Source organism: Streptomyces sp. NBC_01515 (assembly GCF_045040345.1).
Lineage (GTDB): Bacteria > Actinomycetota > Actinomycetes > Streptomycetales > Streptomycetaceae > Streptomyces.
This window is the reverse complement of record NZ_CP109416.1, coordinates 2,876,612-2,890,597: the sequence shown is the minus strand read 5'-3', so window position 1 is coordinate 2,890,597 and position 13,986 is coordinate 2,876,612. Positions and strand designations below refer to the sequence as shown.

General features: G+C 70.7%; 12 protein-coding genes and 1 tRNA gene. 5 read left to right on the top strand and 8 right to left on the bottom strand.

Annotation, left to right across the window (positions count from 1 at the left end; genetic code table 11):
* The gene (locus OG407_RS12735) at positions 1–1,398 is read right to left on the bottom strand and encodes a gluconate:H+ symporter (protein WP_405857752.1); all 1,398 of its coding nucleotides are present in this window, start codon (positions 1,396–1,398) and stop codon (positions 1–3) included.
* A gap of 64 nt (positions 1,399–1,462) precedes the next feature.
* Positions 1,463–1,981, bottom strand: coding sequence for a gluconokinase (locus tag OG407_RS12730; RefSeq protein ID WP_405857750.1), 519 nt, complete (start codon positions 1,979–1,981; stop codon positions 1,463–1,465).
* Positions 1,982–2,111: 130 nt separating this feature from the next.
* Between OG407_RS12730 and OG407_RS12725 the strand changes: the two genes are divergently transcribed.
* Entirely contained in the window at positions 2,112–2,813 is a 702-nt protein-coding gene (locus OG407_RS12725) for a FadR/GntR family transcriptional regulator (protein WP_328684331.1), read from the top strand.
* A 4-nt stretch (positions 2,814–2,817) separates the two neighbouring features.
* Here the strand turns inward: OG407_RS12725 and OG407_RS12720 are convergent, their stop codons facing one another.
* From OG407_RS12720 to OG407_RS12700, 5 genes are all read right to left on the bottom strand, one after another.
* Positions 2,818–3,201, bottom strand: coding sequence for a YchJ family protein (locus OG407_RS12720; RefSeq protein ID WP_405857748.1), 384 nt, complete (start codon positions 3,199–3,201; stop codon positions 2,818–2,820).
* 18 nt (positions 3,202–3,219) lie between these two features.
* Positions 3,220–3,951: a hypothetical protein gene (locus OG407_RS12715; protein ID WP_405857746.1), complete on the bottom strand. Its 732-nt coding sequence runs from the start codon at positions 3,949–3,951 to the stop codon at positions 3,220–3,222.
* Between the two features lie 64 nt (positions 3,952–4,015).
* Positions 4,016–5,359, bottom strand: a complete 1,344-nt coding sequence (locus OG407_RS12710; protein WP_365308641.1) for a M1 family metallopeptidase — start codon at positions 5,357–5,359, stop codon at positions 4,016–4,018.
* 80 nt (positions 5,360–5,439) lie between these two features.
* Complete coding sequence (locus OG407_RS12705) at positions 5,440–9,303, bottom strand: Pls/PosA family non-ribosomal peptide synthetase (RefSeq protein ID WP_405857744.1); 3,864 nt, start codon at positions 9,301–9,303, stop codon at positions 5,440–5,442.
* A gap of 277 nt (positions 9,304–9,580) precedes the next feature.
* Positions 9,581–9,665: transfer RNA gene (locus OG407_RS12700), tRNA-Leu, on the bottom strand.
* Positions 9,666–9,863: 198 nt separating this feature from the next.
* Between OG407_RS12700 and OG407_RS12695 the strand changes: the two genes are divergently transcribed.
* The 3 genes from OG407_RS12695 (at position 9,864) to OG407_RS12685 (ending at position 12,889) form a co-directional block, all read left to right on the top strand.
* Complete coding sequence (locus OG407_RS12695; RefSeq protein ID WP_403590226.1) at positions 9,864–11,189, top strand: M20/M25/M40 family metallo-hydrolase; 1,326 nt, start codon at positions 9,864–9,866, stop codon at positions 11,187–11,189.
* A gap of 198 nt (positions 11,190–11,387) precedes the next feature.
* Positions 11,388–11,621: a chaplin ChpH gene (chpH, locus tag OG407_RS12690; RefSeq protein WP_019059153.1), complete on the top strand. Its 234-nt coding sequence runs from the start codon at positions 11,388–11,390 to the stop codon at positions 11,619–11,621.
* Positions 11,622–11,752: 131 nt separating this feature from the next.
* On the top strand, positions 11,753–12,889 hold the full coding sequence (locus OG407_RS12685) for a chaplin (protein WP_405857741.1): 1,137 nt from the start codon (positions 11,753–11,755) through the stop codon (positions 12,887–12,889).
* A 117-nt stretch (positions 12,890–13,006) separates the two neighbouring features.
* On the opposite strand, the gene OG407_RS12680 is transcribed toward OG407_RS12685, so the two are convergent.
* Positions 13,007–13,195: a DUF5703 family protein gene (locus tag OG407_RS12680; RefSeq protein ID WP_005485166.1), complete on the bottom strand. Its 189-nt coding sequence runs from the start codon at positions 13,193–13,195 to the stop codon at positions 13,007–13,009.
* A 47-nt stretch (positions 13,196–13,242) separates the two neighbouring features.
* Between OG407_RS12680 and OG407_RS12675 the strand changes: the two genes are divergently transcribed.
* Positions 13,243–13,965, top strand: a complete 723-nt coding sequence (locus tag OG407_RS12675; protein WP_327405243.1) for a hypothetical protein — start codon at positions 13,243–13,245, stop codon at positions 13,963–13,965.
* Positions 13,966–13,986: the final 21 nt, after the last annotated feature.

The window sequence follows — 13,986 nt, the reverse complement described above, 5'->3', positions numbered from 1 at the left end:
CTAGATGATCAGCGAGAGGAGGAGGACCAGTCCGCCGGCGACGACCGAGATGATCGTCTCCATGACGGACCAGGTCTTGAAGGTCTGGCCGACGCTGAGGCCGAAGTACTCCTTCACCAGCCAGAAACCGGCGTCGTTGACATGGCTGAAGAAGACCGAGCCCGCGCCGATCGCCAGCACCAGCAGGGCGGTGTGGGTGCTCGACATGTCGGCGGCCAGCGGGGCGACCAGACCGGCCGCCGAGATCGTGGCCACCGTCGCCGAACCGGTCGCGAGCCGGATCGCCACCGCGATCAGCCAGGCCAGCAGCAGCGCCGGGATCGACCAGTCCTTGGAGATGTCCAGGATCATCTGGCCGACACCGGAGTCGATCAGCGTCTGCTTGAAGCCGCCGCCCGCGCCGACGATGAGCAGGATGCCCGCGATCGGCATCAGGCCCTTCTCGACGGTCGTGGACAGCCGCTCCTTGGTGAAGCCCGCCGGGCGGCCCAGCGTGAACATGCCCACGATGACGGCCGCGAGCAGCGCGATCAGCGGCGAGCCGACGACGTCGAAGACGCGCTGCACGGTGTGCGCGGGGTCGTCGACGATGATGTCGACCAGTGCCTTGGACAGCATCAGGACGACGGGCAGCAGGATCGTGGCGAGGGTCGCTCCGAAGCCGGGGCGGTTCTTCAGGTCCTCGGAGGGGCGGGCCGGGAGCATCCGCTCGGGGGCCCGGACATCCACCCAGCGGGCGGCGACCTTCGAGAACAGCGGGCCCGCGATGATGACGGTCGGGATGGCGACCAGGACGCCGAGCGCGAGGGTCAGACCGAGGTTGGCCTTGACCGCGTCCACGGCGACCAGCGGGCCGGGGTGCGGCGGGATCAGCGCGTGCATGACCGACAGGCCGGCGAGGGCCGGGACGCCGATCCGCATGAGCGAGTAGTTGCCGCGCTTGGCGACCATCAGCACGACCGGGATCAGCAGCACGATGCCGACCTCGAAGAACAGCGGCAGCCCGATCACCGAGGCGATCAGGACCATCGCCCACGGCATCGACCGGGGGCTCGCCTTCGCGAGGATCGTGTCGACGATCTGGTCCGCGCCGCCCGAGTCGGCGAGCAGCTTGCCGAGGATCGCGCCCAGCGCGATCAGCACGCCCACACCGGCGACGGTGGAGCCGAGTCCGGTGCTGAAGCTGGTGATGGTCTTGTCCAGCGGCGCCCCGGCGAACGCGCCGAGCGCGAGCGAGCCGATGGTCAGCGCCAGGAAGGCGTGCATCTTGAACCGGGTGATGAGCAGGACGATGACGGCGATGCCCGCCAGTACGGCGATGCCCAGCTGAGCGTGGCCGGCCGAGGTGATGGGCTCGACGGGGTCCGCTGCCAGCATCTCGACGCTGAGTCTGGTCACGGTGGATTCCTTGCGGATACGGGGAGTTGGGGGGACAGGCGGTACCAGGAGGTACTAGGGGGGACTAGGAGGTCGGCTCGGGAACCTGCGCGAGCGCGGTCGTGGCCCGCTCGGCGATCTGCTCGGGACTGCCGGTGACGTCCACGGCGACACCCGCCTCGTCCGCCTCCAGCGGCTGGAGCGTGGCGAACTGCGAGTCGAGCAGCGCGGTCGGCATGAAGTGCCCGTGCCGGTGCGCCATGCGGTCCTCGATGAGGGCGCGGTCGCCGGTGAGGTGCACGAAGACGACCCCGGGGGCAGCGGCCCGCAGCCGGTCGCGGTACGACCGCTTCAGCGCCGAGCTGCTGACGACCCCGCCGAGCCCCGCGCGCCCGTGCGCCCAGTCGCCGATGGCGTCCAGCCAGGGCCACCGGTCCTCGTCGGTCAGCGGGACACCGGCCGACATCTTGGCGATGTTGGCCTGCGGGTGGAAGTCGTCGCCCTCGGCGTACGGAACGCCGAGCCGGGCCGCGAGCAGGGGACCGATGGTGGTCTTCCCGGTGCCCGCTACGCCCATGACCACGACGACATGGGGGGTACGCATCGCTGCCTCACTGTCTCCGTCGACACCTGATGTCGATCCCACTGAAACCGATTAGGTACGACGAATTCAAGAGTCTGTGACATATAAGTCTGACTTTTTGGTTCCGTGATGCGCCCCGTACGCTGAGTGCATGACCACTCCGGGCCGCGGCTTGCACGGCCGTGTACTCGACTCCCTCGGCCCCGCCATCACCGCGGGCGAGTACCCGCCGGGCAGTGTCCTGCGCACGGACGAGCTCGCCAAGGACTTCGAGGTCTCCCGCTCCGTGATGCGCGAGGCGGTCCGCGTCCTCGAATCCATGCACCTGGTCGAGTCCCGCCGCCGGGTCGGCGTCACGGTACGGCCCAAGGCCGAGTGGAACGTCTACGACCCGCAGGTCATCCGCTGGCGCCTGGCCGGTGCCGACCGCCCGCAGCAACTGCGCTCACTGACGGTGCTGCGCTCCGCGGTGGAGCCGATCGCGGCCGGCCTGGCTGCCAAGTTCGCCACGGCGGAGCAGTGCGCGGAGCTCACCGAGTGCGCGATCGGCATGGTCGCCAACTCCCGCGGCCACAAGCTGGAGGCCTACCTCGTCCACGACGTGGCCTTCCACCGCGTGATCCTCACCGCCTCCGGCAACGAGATGTTCGCCCGGCTCGGCGACGTCGTCACCGAGGTCCTGGCCGGCCGCACCCATCACGAGGTCATGTTCGAGGACCCCGACCCGGCCGCCGTCACCCTGCACGTCCAGGTCGCGGAGGCGGTCCGCGAGGGCGACGCCCTCCGCGCGGAGACCCTGACCCGCGAGATCACGGTGGGCGCGCTTCAGGAACTGGACATCCTGGCGCCGTAGCCGCTCAGTCCTCGATGAACTCGCCGTCGAGGTACACCCAGGCCCCGTCGACCCGCTCGAACCGGCTCCGCTCATGGATCGCGCCGCCGTTGTAGGACGCCCGAAACGTCACGGTTCCCGCGGAGTGGAACGCCGACCCGCCTCCCGTCTCCAGGATCTCCAGCCCGGTCCAGCGCATACCCGGGTCGAGATCGAGGGGTTCGGCGGGGCGCGTCCGGGGGTGCCAGGTGCGCAGCAGGTAGGGCGCGTCCAGCCGCACGAAGGCGGTGTAGCGGGAGCGCATCAGGGCCTCGGCGGTGGGGGCGGGGGCGGGGCCTGAGTGGTAGCGGCCGCAGCAGTTGTCGTAGGGCTGGGGGAGGCCGCAGGGGCAGGTGGGGCGTGGGGTCATGGGCATATTGTGCCGGGGCTACGTTCGAGGGCGTTCGGGGGTGACGCGGAGTGGCAGCCGGACGTAGGCGTCCTGGGGCAGCCTCACCTCCTTCTCGCGGGTGAGGGCCGCGCAGGCCAGGAGCGGCAGCGGCTCGGTGCCAGGAGGGTCGGTGTCCTCGTACGCGGGTGCCGCGCCGATGAACTCCACGAGGAGGGCGCCGGTGACCCGGGTCCCGATCTGCCGCACGAAGTTCGCCGGGAGCGTCCACTCGACTCCCTGGTGCAGGATCCCGCCGGGGCTGCGGTGCACTCGCTTGACGAACCACTCCTCGTCCCGCATCTGCGGTGCGCTGCGCGCCCTCAGGTGGGCCGCGGCGGACATCATCGCGTTGATCTCGGGAAAGCCGACCAGGTCCGCCGTGAGCTTGCCGGCGGCCTCCAGGGCGGGCCCGGCCGCCCGCAGGTCCCTGGCCAGGGTGTTCCGCCACGCCCGCTCGTCCGCCACCGGCGGCAGGTGGTACACGATGGCCTGGACGTCCTTCACCCGCCAGCTACCCATGGCCGGGAAGAGCAGCGTGACCTTCACGGACGGCGCCTCGTCCCCCGTGTACCCGAGCGACCAGACGTAGAGATACCCGGTGAAAGGGCGTCCGGTGTCCGATCCCGTGGCGAACATCTGCTCCAGCGGGACGGATTGCGGCTCGGTCTCCCCGTAGACCTCCAGCCACTCACCCGTCTCCGCGGCCCCCCGGTTCCATGCGGACGCCATGACCTCACCCCCGTGAAGTCACTTGATACTCCGTCAGTTCCCGACCCGCAACAGGCCCGACGACTCAGACCGCGATCCCCGTCTCCGCCGAAGGCATCGGCGGCAACGCCCCCCGATACACCCACGCGTCGAAAAGCTGGTCCAACGGCTCGGACGTGAACCGGGACGCGTGCGACGTGAACGTCGCGGTGGTCACCGTCCCGTTCCGGTGCTGGTTCGCCCACCCCCGCAGCATCCGGAAGAACGCGATGTCGCCCAGCGCGCAGCGCACCGCGTGGACGGTGACGCCGCCGCGTTCGTAGAGCCGGTCGTCGAACATCGACTTGCGGCCGGGGTCGGCGAGCCGCAGGTCCTGGGGAAGCGTGGAGAGCAACCGGTGCGCGGCGGCGGCGTGTTGATGGGCCGTACGGCCGCCCGAGCGCTCGGACCACAGCCACTCCGCGTACTTGGCGAAGCCCTCGTTCAGCCAGATGTGGCGCCAGTCGGCGATGGACACGCTGTTGCCGAACCACTGGTGTGCCAGCTCGTGGGCGACGAGCCGTTCCGAACCCCGGGCCCCGTCAACGTGGTTGGCGCCGAACAGCGACAACCCCTGTGCCTCGACGGGCACATCGAGTTCCTCTTCCGTCACCACGACCGCGTACTCGTCGAAGGGGTACGGCCCGAACAGGTCCTGGAACAGCTCCATCATCGCGGGCTGCCGCGCGAAGTCCCTTGAGAACTCCGGGAGTAGATCCGACGGGATGTGCCCGTGCTGCGGGACACCGCCCAGACCCGGGTCGCCCAGCAGCACCGTCTGGTACTTGCCGATCGACAGCCCGACCAGATAGCTCGACGTCGGCGCCGACTGCTCGTACACCCAAGTGGTCGTAGAAGCCTTGGTAGTTCGGGTCAGCAGTCGGCCGCCCGCCACCACCGCGTACGCCGACGGCGTGGTGATCGAGATCTGGTACGAGGCCTTGTCGGCGGGGCGGTCGTTGCACGGGTACCAGGACGGCGCCCCGATCGGCTGGCTCGCCACCAGCGCGCCGTCGGTCAACTCCTCCCAGCCGAGGCCGCCCCACGGGCTGGCGACCGGCTTGGGGTTGCCCGACCAGTGGATCTCCACGGTGAACGCGGCACCCGCCCGCAGCGGCTTCGCCGGGCGGACACGGAGTCGGCCGCCGCGGTGCGTGTAGTGCGGCTGGCGGCCGTCCACCCGGATCCGGCCGATCTTGAAGTCGCCCAGGTTCAGCTGGAATTCGGGCAGCGGCGCACGGCCCGCTATGGCGTTGATGCGTGCCGTGCCGGAGAGACGGTTGGGGCCGGGACGGTAGTCCAGCGCGAGCTCATAGCGGTGCACCCGGTAGCGGGCATCGCCGTTTGCCGGGAAATACGGGTCCGGACCCGCCGCCTGCTGAACGGTCACTGCTGCGTCTGCTCCCTGCGCTGTGCTCGTATCCCGTACCCGTGCACCGCCCTCCGAAGCCGACGCCGCGTGACCTGTGTTCAGGATCGCCATGACTCGATCGGATTGCCCAGCCAGCGGGTGTCGTCCGGGACGGACTCCGCCGCCATCACCAGCGACGCGGGGCCCAGAGTGGTACGGGCCCCGACCACGCTGCCGGGCAGGACGATTCCGCCAGGACCCAGCGTCGCGCCCTCACGGAGGACCACAGTATCCGTCCGCAAGATCCGGTCGTGGAAGAGGTGGGTCTGGAGCACACAACCACGGTTCACTGTGGACGCGTCCTCCAGGGTCACCAGATCGGTCTCCGGCAGCCAGTAGCTCTCCACCCAGACACCCTTGCCGATGTGCGCCCCGAGCCCGCGCAGCCAGGCCGTCAGCACCGGCGTACCCGGCACGGAACCGGCCAGCCACGGCACCGCCACGACCTCGACGAAGGTGTCCGCCAGCTCGTTGCGCCACACGTAACCGCTCCACAGCGGGTGCTCGGCACCGCGGTGCCGCCCCACGAGGGTCCACTTGGCCACGATCGAGATCAGCCCGGCCAGCGCACCCACGGCCAGCAGCACGAGCCCCGACAGCAGCGGCGCCCACACCCCCAGCGCGCACAGCGCGGCCACCGTCAGCACGGCAAGCCCCGCCGAGCAGAACACCGGCACGATCCGGCACAGCTCCACCAGACCGCGCGCCCACAGCAGCTTGGCCGGCGGGTCGTACGTCCGGCTCTGGTCGCCGCCGCTCGTGCTGCGCGGCAGCTTCACCGGCGGCAGCCCCAGGTACGACGTGCCCTTCTTCGCCTTCTTCGGCGTCGCCGACAGCACCCCGACGAGCCCGCCGTCCGGCACGCTCCGCCCGGGCGCGGTCATCCCGGAGTTCCCGAGGAACGCCCGCCGCCCGATCTCGGCCCGCCCGATGTGCACCCAGCCGCCACCGAGTTCGTACGGCGCGGTCAACGTGTCGTCGGCCAGGAACGCGCCCTCGCCGACGGTCGTCAGGCTCGGCAGCGCGAGCACGGTCGACACCTCGGCACCGCGCCCGATCCGCATCCCGAGCAGCCGCAGCCACACCGGCGTGACGAGCCCGGCGTACAGCGGGAACAGGGTCTCGCGGGAGAGGTCCATCAGCTGCGTCACGGTCCACGCCTGCCAGCCGATCCGGCTGTGCGTCGGGTGCGTACCCTCACGCAGCCGCACGCTGAGCAGTCGTACACCGATCAGAATCAGCAGCGCGTACGTCAGCCCGAAGGCGAGAGTCGCCGGGACCAGCGCGATCCCCGCGCCGCGCAGGGCCTCGCCCAGTCCGGCACCGGGCGCCATGAACGCGCTCGCCACCAGCAGTGCCACGGCACCGGAGACCACGGGGAGCATGGTGAGTGCGAAGCCCGTCACGCCGTACATCGCACGCCAGTAGGTGCCCCGCTGCGGGCGCTCCTTGGGCCAGTTGCGCTTGGCCTTGCCGAGCTTGACCGCGGGCGCGCCCGCCCAGCGCTGGCCGGTCGGGACGGTGCCGGTGACGGCCGAACCCGGCGCCACCTCGGCCCGCTTGCCCACCCGGGCGCCGGGGAACAGCATGCTGCGCGTGCCGACGACGGCGTGTGCGCCGACCTTGGTCGGGCCGATCTCCAGCCGGTCGCCGTCCAGCCAGTAGCCGGACAGGTCCACCTCGGACTCGACCGCGGCACCGCGGCCCAGCTTGAGCATGCCGGTGACCGGCGGGAGCGAGTGCAGGTCGACGTCCGGGCCGATCTTGGCGCCGAGGGCACGTGCGTACCGCTCCAGCCACGAGCCCGTCAGGGAGGTCGCCCCGCTGAACTCGGCCAGCCGTTCGGCCGCCCAGAGCCGCAGGTGGACGCTGCCACCGCGGTCGTAGCGTCCGGGCTTCACACCGCGCAGCAGCAGGCGCGCACCGCCCGCGGCGATCGCGAGCCGGCCGGGCGGGCTGAAGAGGAGCAGCGCGCCGGCGCCGACCAGCCACCAGGACGCGGTCGGCAGCCACGCGTAGCCGCTGAGTACGTTGCCGAGCGCGGCCAGCGCCACTGTCCAGCGCAGGCCGACGAGCGTGAACAGGGGGATCAGCGCGAGGAGTTGGATCACCTTGGCGCGGGTCGGCACGGGGGCGATCACCCGCGCGGTGCCGTCGCCCTGCGCCGAGTCCTCCAGGTGCCGGGCCAACTTGCGCAGCGTCGGCTGCTGGTAGATGTCGAGGACGGCCGCGCTCGGGTACCGGGTGCGCAGCCGCGTCGTCAACTGCGCGGCGGCCAGGCTGCTTCCGCCGATCGCGAAGAAGTCGTCGGCCGCACTGCTCACGGGGATGCCGAGCACCTCGGCCCACTGCTCCGCGAGCCAGGCCTCCGTGCCGTAGAGCTGCTCCTTGGCGCCGGCGGTCTCCAGGCCTTCGAGCGGCCAGGGGAGCGCGTTCCGGTCGACCTTGCCGGAGGTGCGGGTCGGCAGATCCTCGACCGGCGCGATCAACGGCACGAGGGCGGCGGGCAGTTCGGCCCGCAGCTTCTCGACGGCGGCGGCCTGGTTCCAGCCCTCCTGGGTGACGACATAGCCGACGAGGAGCTGGTTGCCGCTGCGCGCGGTGCGCACGGCGGCGGCTGCTCCGGCCACTCCGGGGAGTGCCTGGAGCGCCGCGTCGACCTCACCGAGTTCGATCCGGCGTCCGCCGAGCTTGATCTGCTCGTCGGCCCGCCCGAGGAAGATCAGCCCTTCGGGCTCCGCCTTGACCAAGTCACCGCTGCGGTACGCCCGTTCCCAGCCGAGCGATTCGAGGGGCGCGTACTTCTCCGCGTCCTTCTCGGGGTCGAGGTAGCGGGCGAGACCGACCCCGCCGATCACCAACTGCCCACTGCCGCCCATCGGTACGGGCACCCCGGCCTCGTCGACGACGGCCAACTCCCAGCCGTTCAGCGGCAGTCCGATACGGATGGGCTCGTCGCCGGTCATCAGGGAGGCGCAGGCGACGACGGTCGCCTCGGTCGGCCCGTACGTGTTCCAGACCTCGCGGCCCTCGGTGACAAGCCGCTGCACCAGCTCGGGCGGGCAGGCCTCACCGCCGAAGATCAGCAGGCGTACGTCGTTCAGCGCCTCGGGCTCCCACAGGGACGCCAGCGTCGGCACGGTCGAGACGACGCTGATGTCCTGCTCGACCAGCCAGGGCCCGAGGTCGGCGCCGCTGCGCACCTGTGAGCGCGGCACCGGCACCAGACAGGCGCCGTAGCGCCAGGCCAGCCACATCTCCTCGCAGGACGCGTCGAAGGCGACGGACAGCCCCGCCATGACCCTGTCACCCGGACCGATGGGGTCGTCGGTGAGGAACAGCGCCGCCTCGGCGTCCACGAAGGCCGCCGCGCTGCGGTGCGTGACGGCGACGCCCTTGGGCTTGCCGGTGGAGCCGGAGGTGAAGATGATCCACGCGTCCTGCTCGACCCCGGGCCGCGCGGCCGGGGCGTCACTGTGCCCGAGCACGGTCAGCGCGTGCTCGGCGCCGATGACGGCCCGCACGTCCGCCTCGCCGAACACCAGCTCGGCCCGCTCGTCCGGGTCCTCGGCGTCCACGGGGACGTAGGCGGCACCGGCGGCGAGTACGGCGAGGATCGCGATGTAGAGGTCGTTGGTCCCGGACGGGACGCGCACGCCGACCCGGTCGCCGAGGCCGACACCGGCCGCGGCCAGGGTACGGCGCAGGGTCTCCACCTCGACGGCCAGCGCACGGTAGGTGAGGCGGACGGTGCCGTCGTCCAGGGCGAGCTCGTCGGGATACGACCGCACCGACGCGTCGAGGATGTCGACAAGGGTGCGGGCCGAGGCGGCCGGCGCCGCGGAGAAACGTGCCGTATCGCCGAACTGGGTGCGGATCTCATCGTCAAGCCCGAGAGCACTGCTCTCGTGTATGGCTGCCATCGGTCCTCGCGTCTCGAACCCGGTAACTTCCGGGGTGCTGGCGGGCCCGCAGGTATGCCTGGGGTTGTCCGGCTCCAGCTCCGTTCCGTAACAAGCCGGAAATTTTAGTACGACGCTAGGCTCCTGGCCTGCCGACGGCCACTCGGGGGAGCCGAACGGGGGCGCTCCGTGAGCGCCCGGCAACGCTCTGACCTGGTGATCTTCACAGCGAAGGAGACATCCCCCACAAATGCGACGAGGGCCGCGACCTTGGTGGTCGCGACCCTCGCCTGCGATGTGTCCGAGGGGGGACTTGAACCCCCACGCCCGATAAAGGGCACTAGCACCTCAAGCTAGCGCGTCTGCCATTCCGCCACCCGGACAAGGTGTTTGTCGCGCGTGGTTTCCCCGCGGCGACGAAGGAAACATTACCAGGCTTCCAGGGGTGGCCGATCACCCCCTGTTCCCGCCCGCGTCCCGCGTGAACGGCGTGTGACGGGCCGGGACCGCCCTTGGGGTGCGGCGCGATGGGGAGAGAGGATGGGGGAGGACCACCAGCAGTGACAGCGGGAGGAAGCAGCGTGAGCGACACGGACACGGCCAAGGGCGTCACCGGCGAGGACGAGGTCGTGGACCTCTGCCGCGAGCTGATCCGGATCGACACCAGCAACTACGGCGACCACTCGGGCCCGGGGGAGCGCAAGGCGGCCGAGTACGTCGCCGAGCAGCTCGCCGAGGTGGGCCTCGAACCCAAGATCTTCGAGTCGCACCCGGGACGCGCGTCCACGGTGGCCCGGATCGAGGGCACGGACCCCTCCCGGCCCGCACTCCTCATCCACGGCCACCTGGACGTCGTACCGGCGAACGCGGCGGACTGGACCCACCACCCCTTCTCCGGCGAGGTCGCGGACGGGTGCGTGTGGGGGCGCGGCGCGGTCGACATGAAGGACATGGACGCGATGACCCTGGCGGTCGTCCGCGACCGGCTGCGCAGCGGGCGCCGGCCTCCGCGCGACATCGTGGTCGCCTTCCTTGCGGACGAGGAGGCGGGCGGTACGTACGGTGCGCGGCACCTCGTCGACAACCACCGCGAGCTGTTCGACGGCGTCACCGAGGGCATCAGCGAGGTCGGCGGGTTCTCGTTCACGGTGAGCGAGGAGCGGCGGCTCTATCTGATCCAGACGGCCGAGAAGGGCATGCACTGGATGAAGCTGACCGTGGCCGGCACCGCCGGGCACGGGTCGATGATCCACCGCGACAACGCGATCACCGAGTTGTCGGAGGCAGTCGCGCGTATCGGCCGGCACAAGTTCCCGGTACGGGTCACGAAGACGACGCGCGCCTTCCTCGACGAACTGGGCGACGCGCTCGGCACGCAGCTCGACCCCGAGGACATGGAGGCGACCCTCAAGCGGCTCGGCGGTATCGCCAAGCTCATCGGCGCGACCCTCAGCAACACCGCCAACCCGACGCAGCTGAACGCCGGTTACAAGGTCAACGTCATCCCCGGCGAGGCCACCGCGAACGTCGACGGGCGGTTCCTGCCCGGGTACAAGGAGGAGTTCTTCGCCGACCTCGACCGGATTCTCGGGCCGAACGTGAAGCGTGAGGGCGTCCACTCCGACAAGGCCCTGGAGACCACCTTCGACGGGCCACTGGTCGAGGCCATGCAGTCCTCGCTGCTCGCCGAGGACCCGACCGCCAAGGCGATCCCGTACATGCTCTCCGGTGGCACGGACGCCAAGTCCTTCGACGACCTGGGCATCCGGGGCTTCGGCTTCGCCCCGCTCAAGCTGCCGCCGGAGCTGGACTTCGCGGGCATGTTCCACGGCGTCGACGAGCGGGTGCCGGTAGACGGGCTGAAGTTCGGGGTGCGGGTGCTGGACCGGTTCATCGACGCGTCCTGAAGTCGTGTCCTCAAGCCGTGTCCTGAAGTCGTGTCCTGAAACACCGGTCGACGTCGGTTGACGCCGGAATTCGACCGCGCGTACGGAAGCCACTGGGACGGGTGAATGTGCTCATAAGCTCGTAGCTCCATTACTCCCTCCTCGTTACAGGTGATGCGATCGGCAACACGAGATCGCTTTTGCCAACAAGGAGGAATAATGATCAAGAAGGTCGTCGCCGCTGCGGCTGCCACCGGTGGCCTGGTTCTCGCGGGTGCGGGTCTGGCCGTCGCCGACTCCGGCGCTCAGGGTGCTGCTGTGCACTCCCCGGGTGTCGTTTCCGGCAACGTCATCCAGGTTCCCGTGCACGTCCCGGTGAACGTGTGCGGCAACACGATCTCGGTGATCGGTCTGCTGAACCCCGCCTTCGGCAACACCTGCGTCAACAAGTGACGTCGTCCCTCTGAGGGGTGACCACATCCTCGGCCCCGGAGCGCGCGCCATGCGCTCCGGGGCCGACGGTCTTTGTGCGAGAAATCGCGCGACGAATTCAGTCAGGATTGAAGGCAGGGGGGAATTCAGAAATGCGACAGGTTACCCGCAAGAGCTTGATGACCGTGGCGGCAGCGACCGGGGTGATCGCCGCCGCGGGCGGTGTCGCCCACGCCGACTCGGGCGCGAGCGGCTCCAGTTCGGAATCGGCAGGCGTACTGTCCGGCAACACCGTGCAGGCACCGGTGCATGTGCCGGTCAACGTCTGCGGCAACACCGTGAACGTGGTCGGGATCCTGAACCCGGCGGTCGGCAACAAGTGCGGCAACCCGGGTGGGGGCGGCGGCAGCGGTCACGGGAGCGGCGGCCACGGCTCGTCGGGCGGGTACGGGGGCTCCGGTGGGTACGGAGACTCCGGGGGTTACGGCTCGTCGGGCGGACACGCCGGCTCCGGCGGACACGGCGCGCACGGCGGCTCAGGGGGCTCGCACGCCGGCGGGCACGCTTCGAACTCGCCCGGCGTCGGCTCCGGCAACCACGTCCAGGTACCGATCGACGTACCGGTGAACGTCTGCGGCAACAGCATCGACGTCATCGGCATCGGCAACGCCGTCACCGGCAACGACTGTGCCAACGGCGGGAGTTGGAACGGCGGCGGCCATGACCACGGGACGCCTCCGGGGGGCGGCGGTCACCACGGGGGCGGTCATCACGGGACGCCTCCGGGAGGGGGCGGACATCACGGGGGCGGCCATGATCACGGGACCCCGCCCGGCGGCGGCGGTCACCACGGCGGCGGTCACCACGGGACCCCTCCGGGCGAGGGGCATCATCCCGGGGGCGGCCACCACCAGGGCGGCGGTCATCACCACGGCACGCCTCCCGGTCACGGCGGCCACCACGGCACGCCCCCGGGCGGCGGTCACGGGACCACTCCGCCGGGAACGCCGGGTCACCCGAGCCAGCCGGGTACGCCCAGCCACCCGGGAACTCCCGGCACGCCCACCCACCCCACCTCGCCGGGCACCTCGCCGGTCAAGGGCGTTCACGCGCCGACCGGTTCCGCACACGTGACCCAGCCCGGTGCGCAGTCCGCCGTCCAGACCCCGGGCGGCGCCCAGCTCGCGCACACCGGCAGCGAACTGCCGCTCGGCCTCGCCCTGCCGGTCGGCGCGGGCGCGCTGCTCGCGGGCGCGGTGCTGTACCGCAAGGCGCGCGCCTCGGTGTGACTCCCGGGCGCATGTGACCCGAGGCAGGTGAATCGGAACATGTGAACCGGGACATGTGATCTGCGCGACGGAGGGGCCCCGCACCGTCGGGGCCCGCTCCGTCGCGTCCGGCTCAGCTCACCACGTGGCGCGCACCTGGCGGATGATCCGCCGGCGCAGCCGCACCCTGCGACTGCCGTCGCGCAGCAGGCTCAGCCGGTCCAATTCCCAGTGTCCGTACTCGGCATGGTCCGTCAGGAGACGTGTGGCGTCCTTGCGGGAGACCCCGCGCGGTACGTACACGTCGACAAATTCGTATTCCGGCATCGCATCTATTGTGCGGGCAGAGCCCCGGTACGGATAGCGTCTGCACTATGTCTGATGCTGCGCAGCCCACCGCTGCCGAGGTACGCGCCGCCGCCGAGGCGGTCAAGACCGCGCTCGACCGCCACCTGGCCGCGGTCGAAGGCCGGTCGGGGGAGGACGACCCGGCCGTCTACGAGGCGTTCAACCAGCTCGCCGCGGCCGCCGAGGTCTACGACGAGCTGCTCTACGACCGTTATGACGAGGTCACGCCTTTCGAGATCCCCGGTACGGACGACTCCCTGCCGCCGTACACCGGCCCGGAGGAGCCGAACGCGGTGAGCGTGCTGATCCGCCGTGACTACGCCGTGGCGGAGCCGCAGCGGCTGCTGGCCCAGGCGCAGCGGGTCGAGGCGGCGGTCGGCGACGGCACGGGCACGGAGGCCTCGGGCACGATCCACGGTGCGCTCGGCATCCTCTTCGACGAGTTCGAGGCGGACGAGATCGCCTCCCGGCCCAAGGAGTTCGGGCTGGAGGAGGGCGACTCCACGCTGTGGGTGACCGCCGCCGACGAGACGGCCGAACCCGGCGCCTGGCTGGAGGCCCCCTTCGAGGGCGTCGATCCGCAGCGGGTGGTGTGCCGCTTCGACGTCAGCGCGGTCTTCGACGACGAGATCAACGACGAGATCGACGACATCGACGAGGTGGACGAGGCCGAGGACGAACTCGATCCCGACCTGGACGCCGACCTGGACGAGGACGAGGATCTGGAGGCGCTGGAAGCGGACCGCTGATCCGCACCGCGCCCGGCTGTT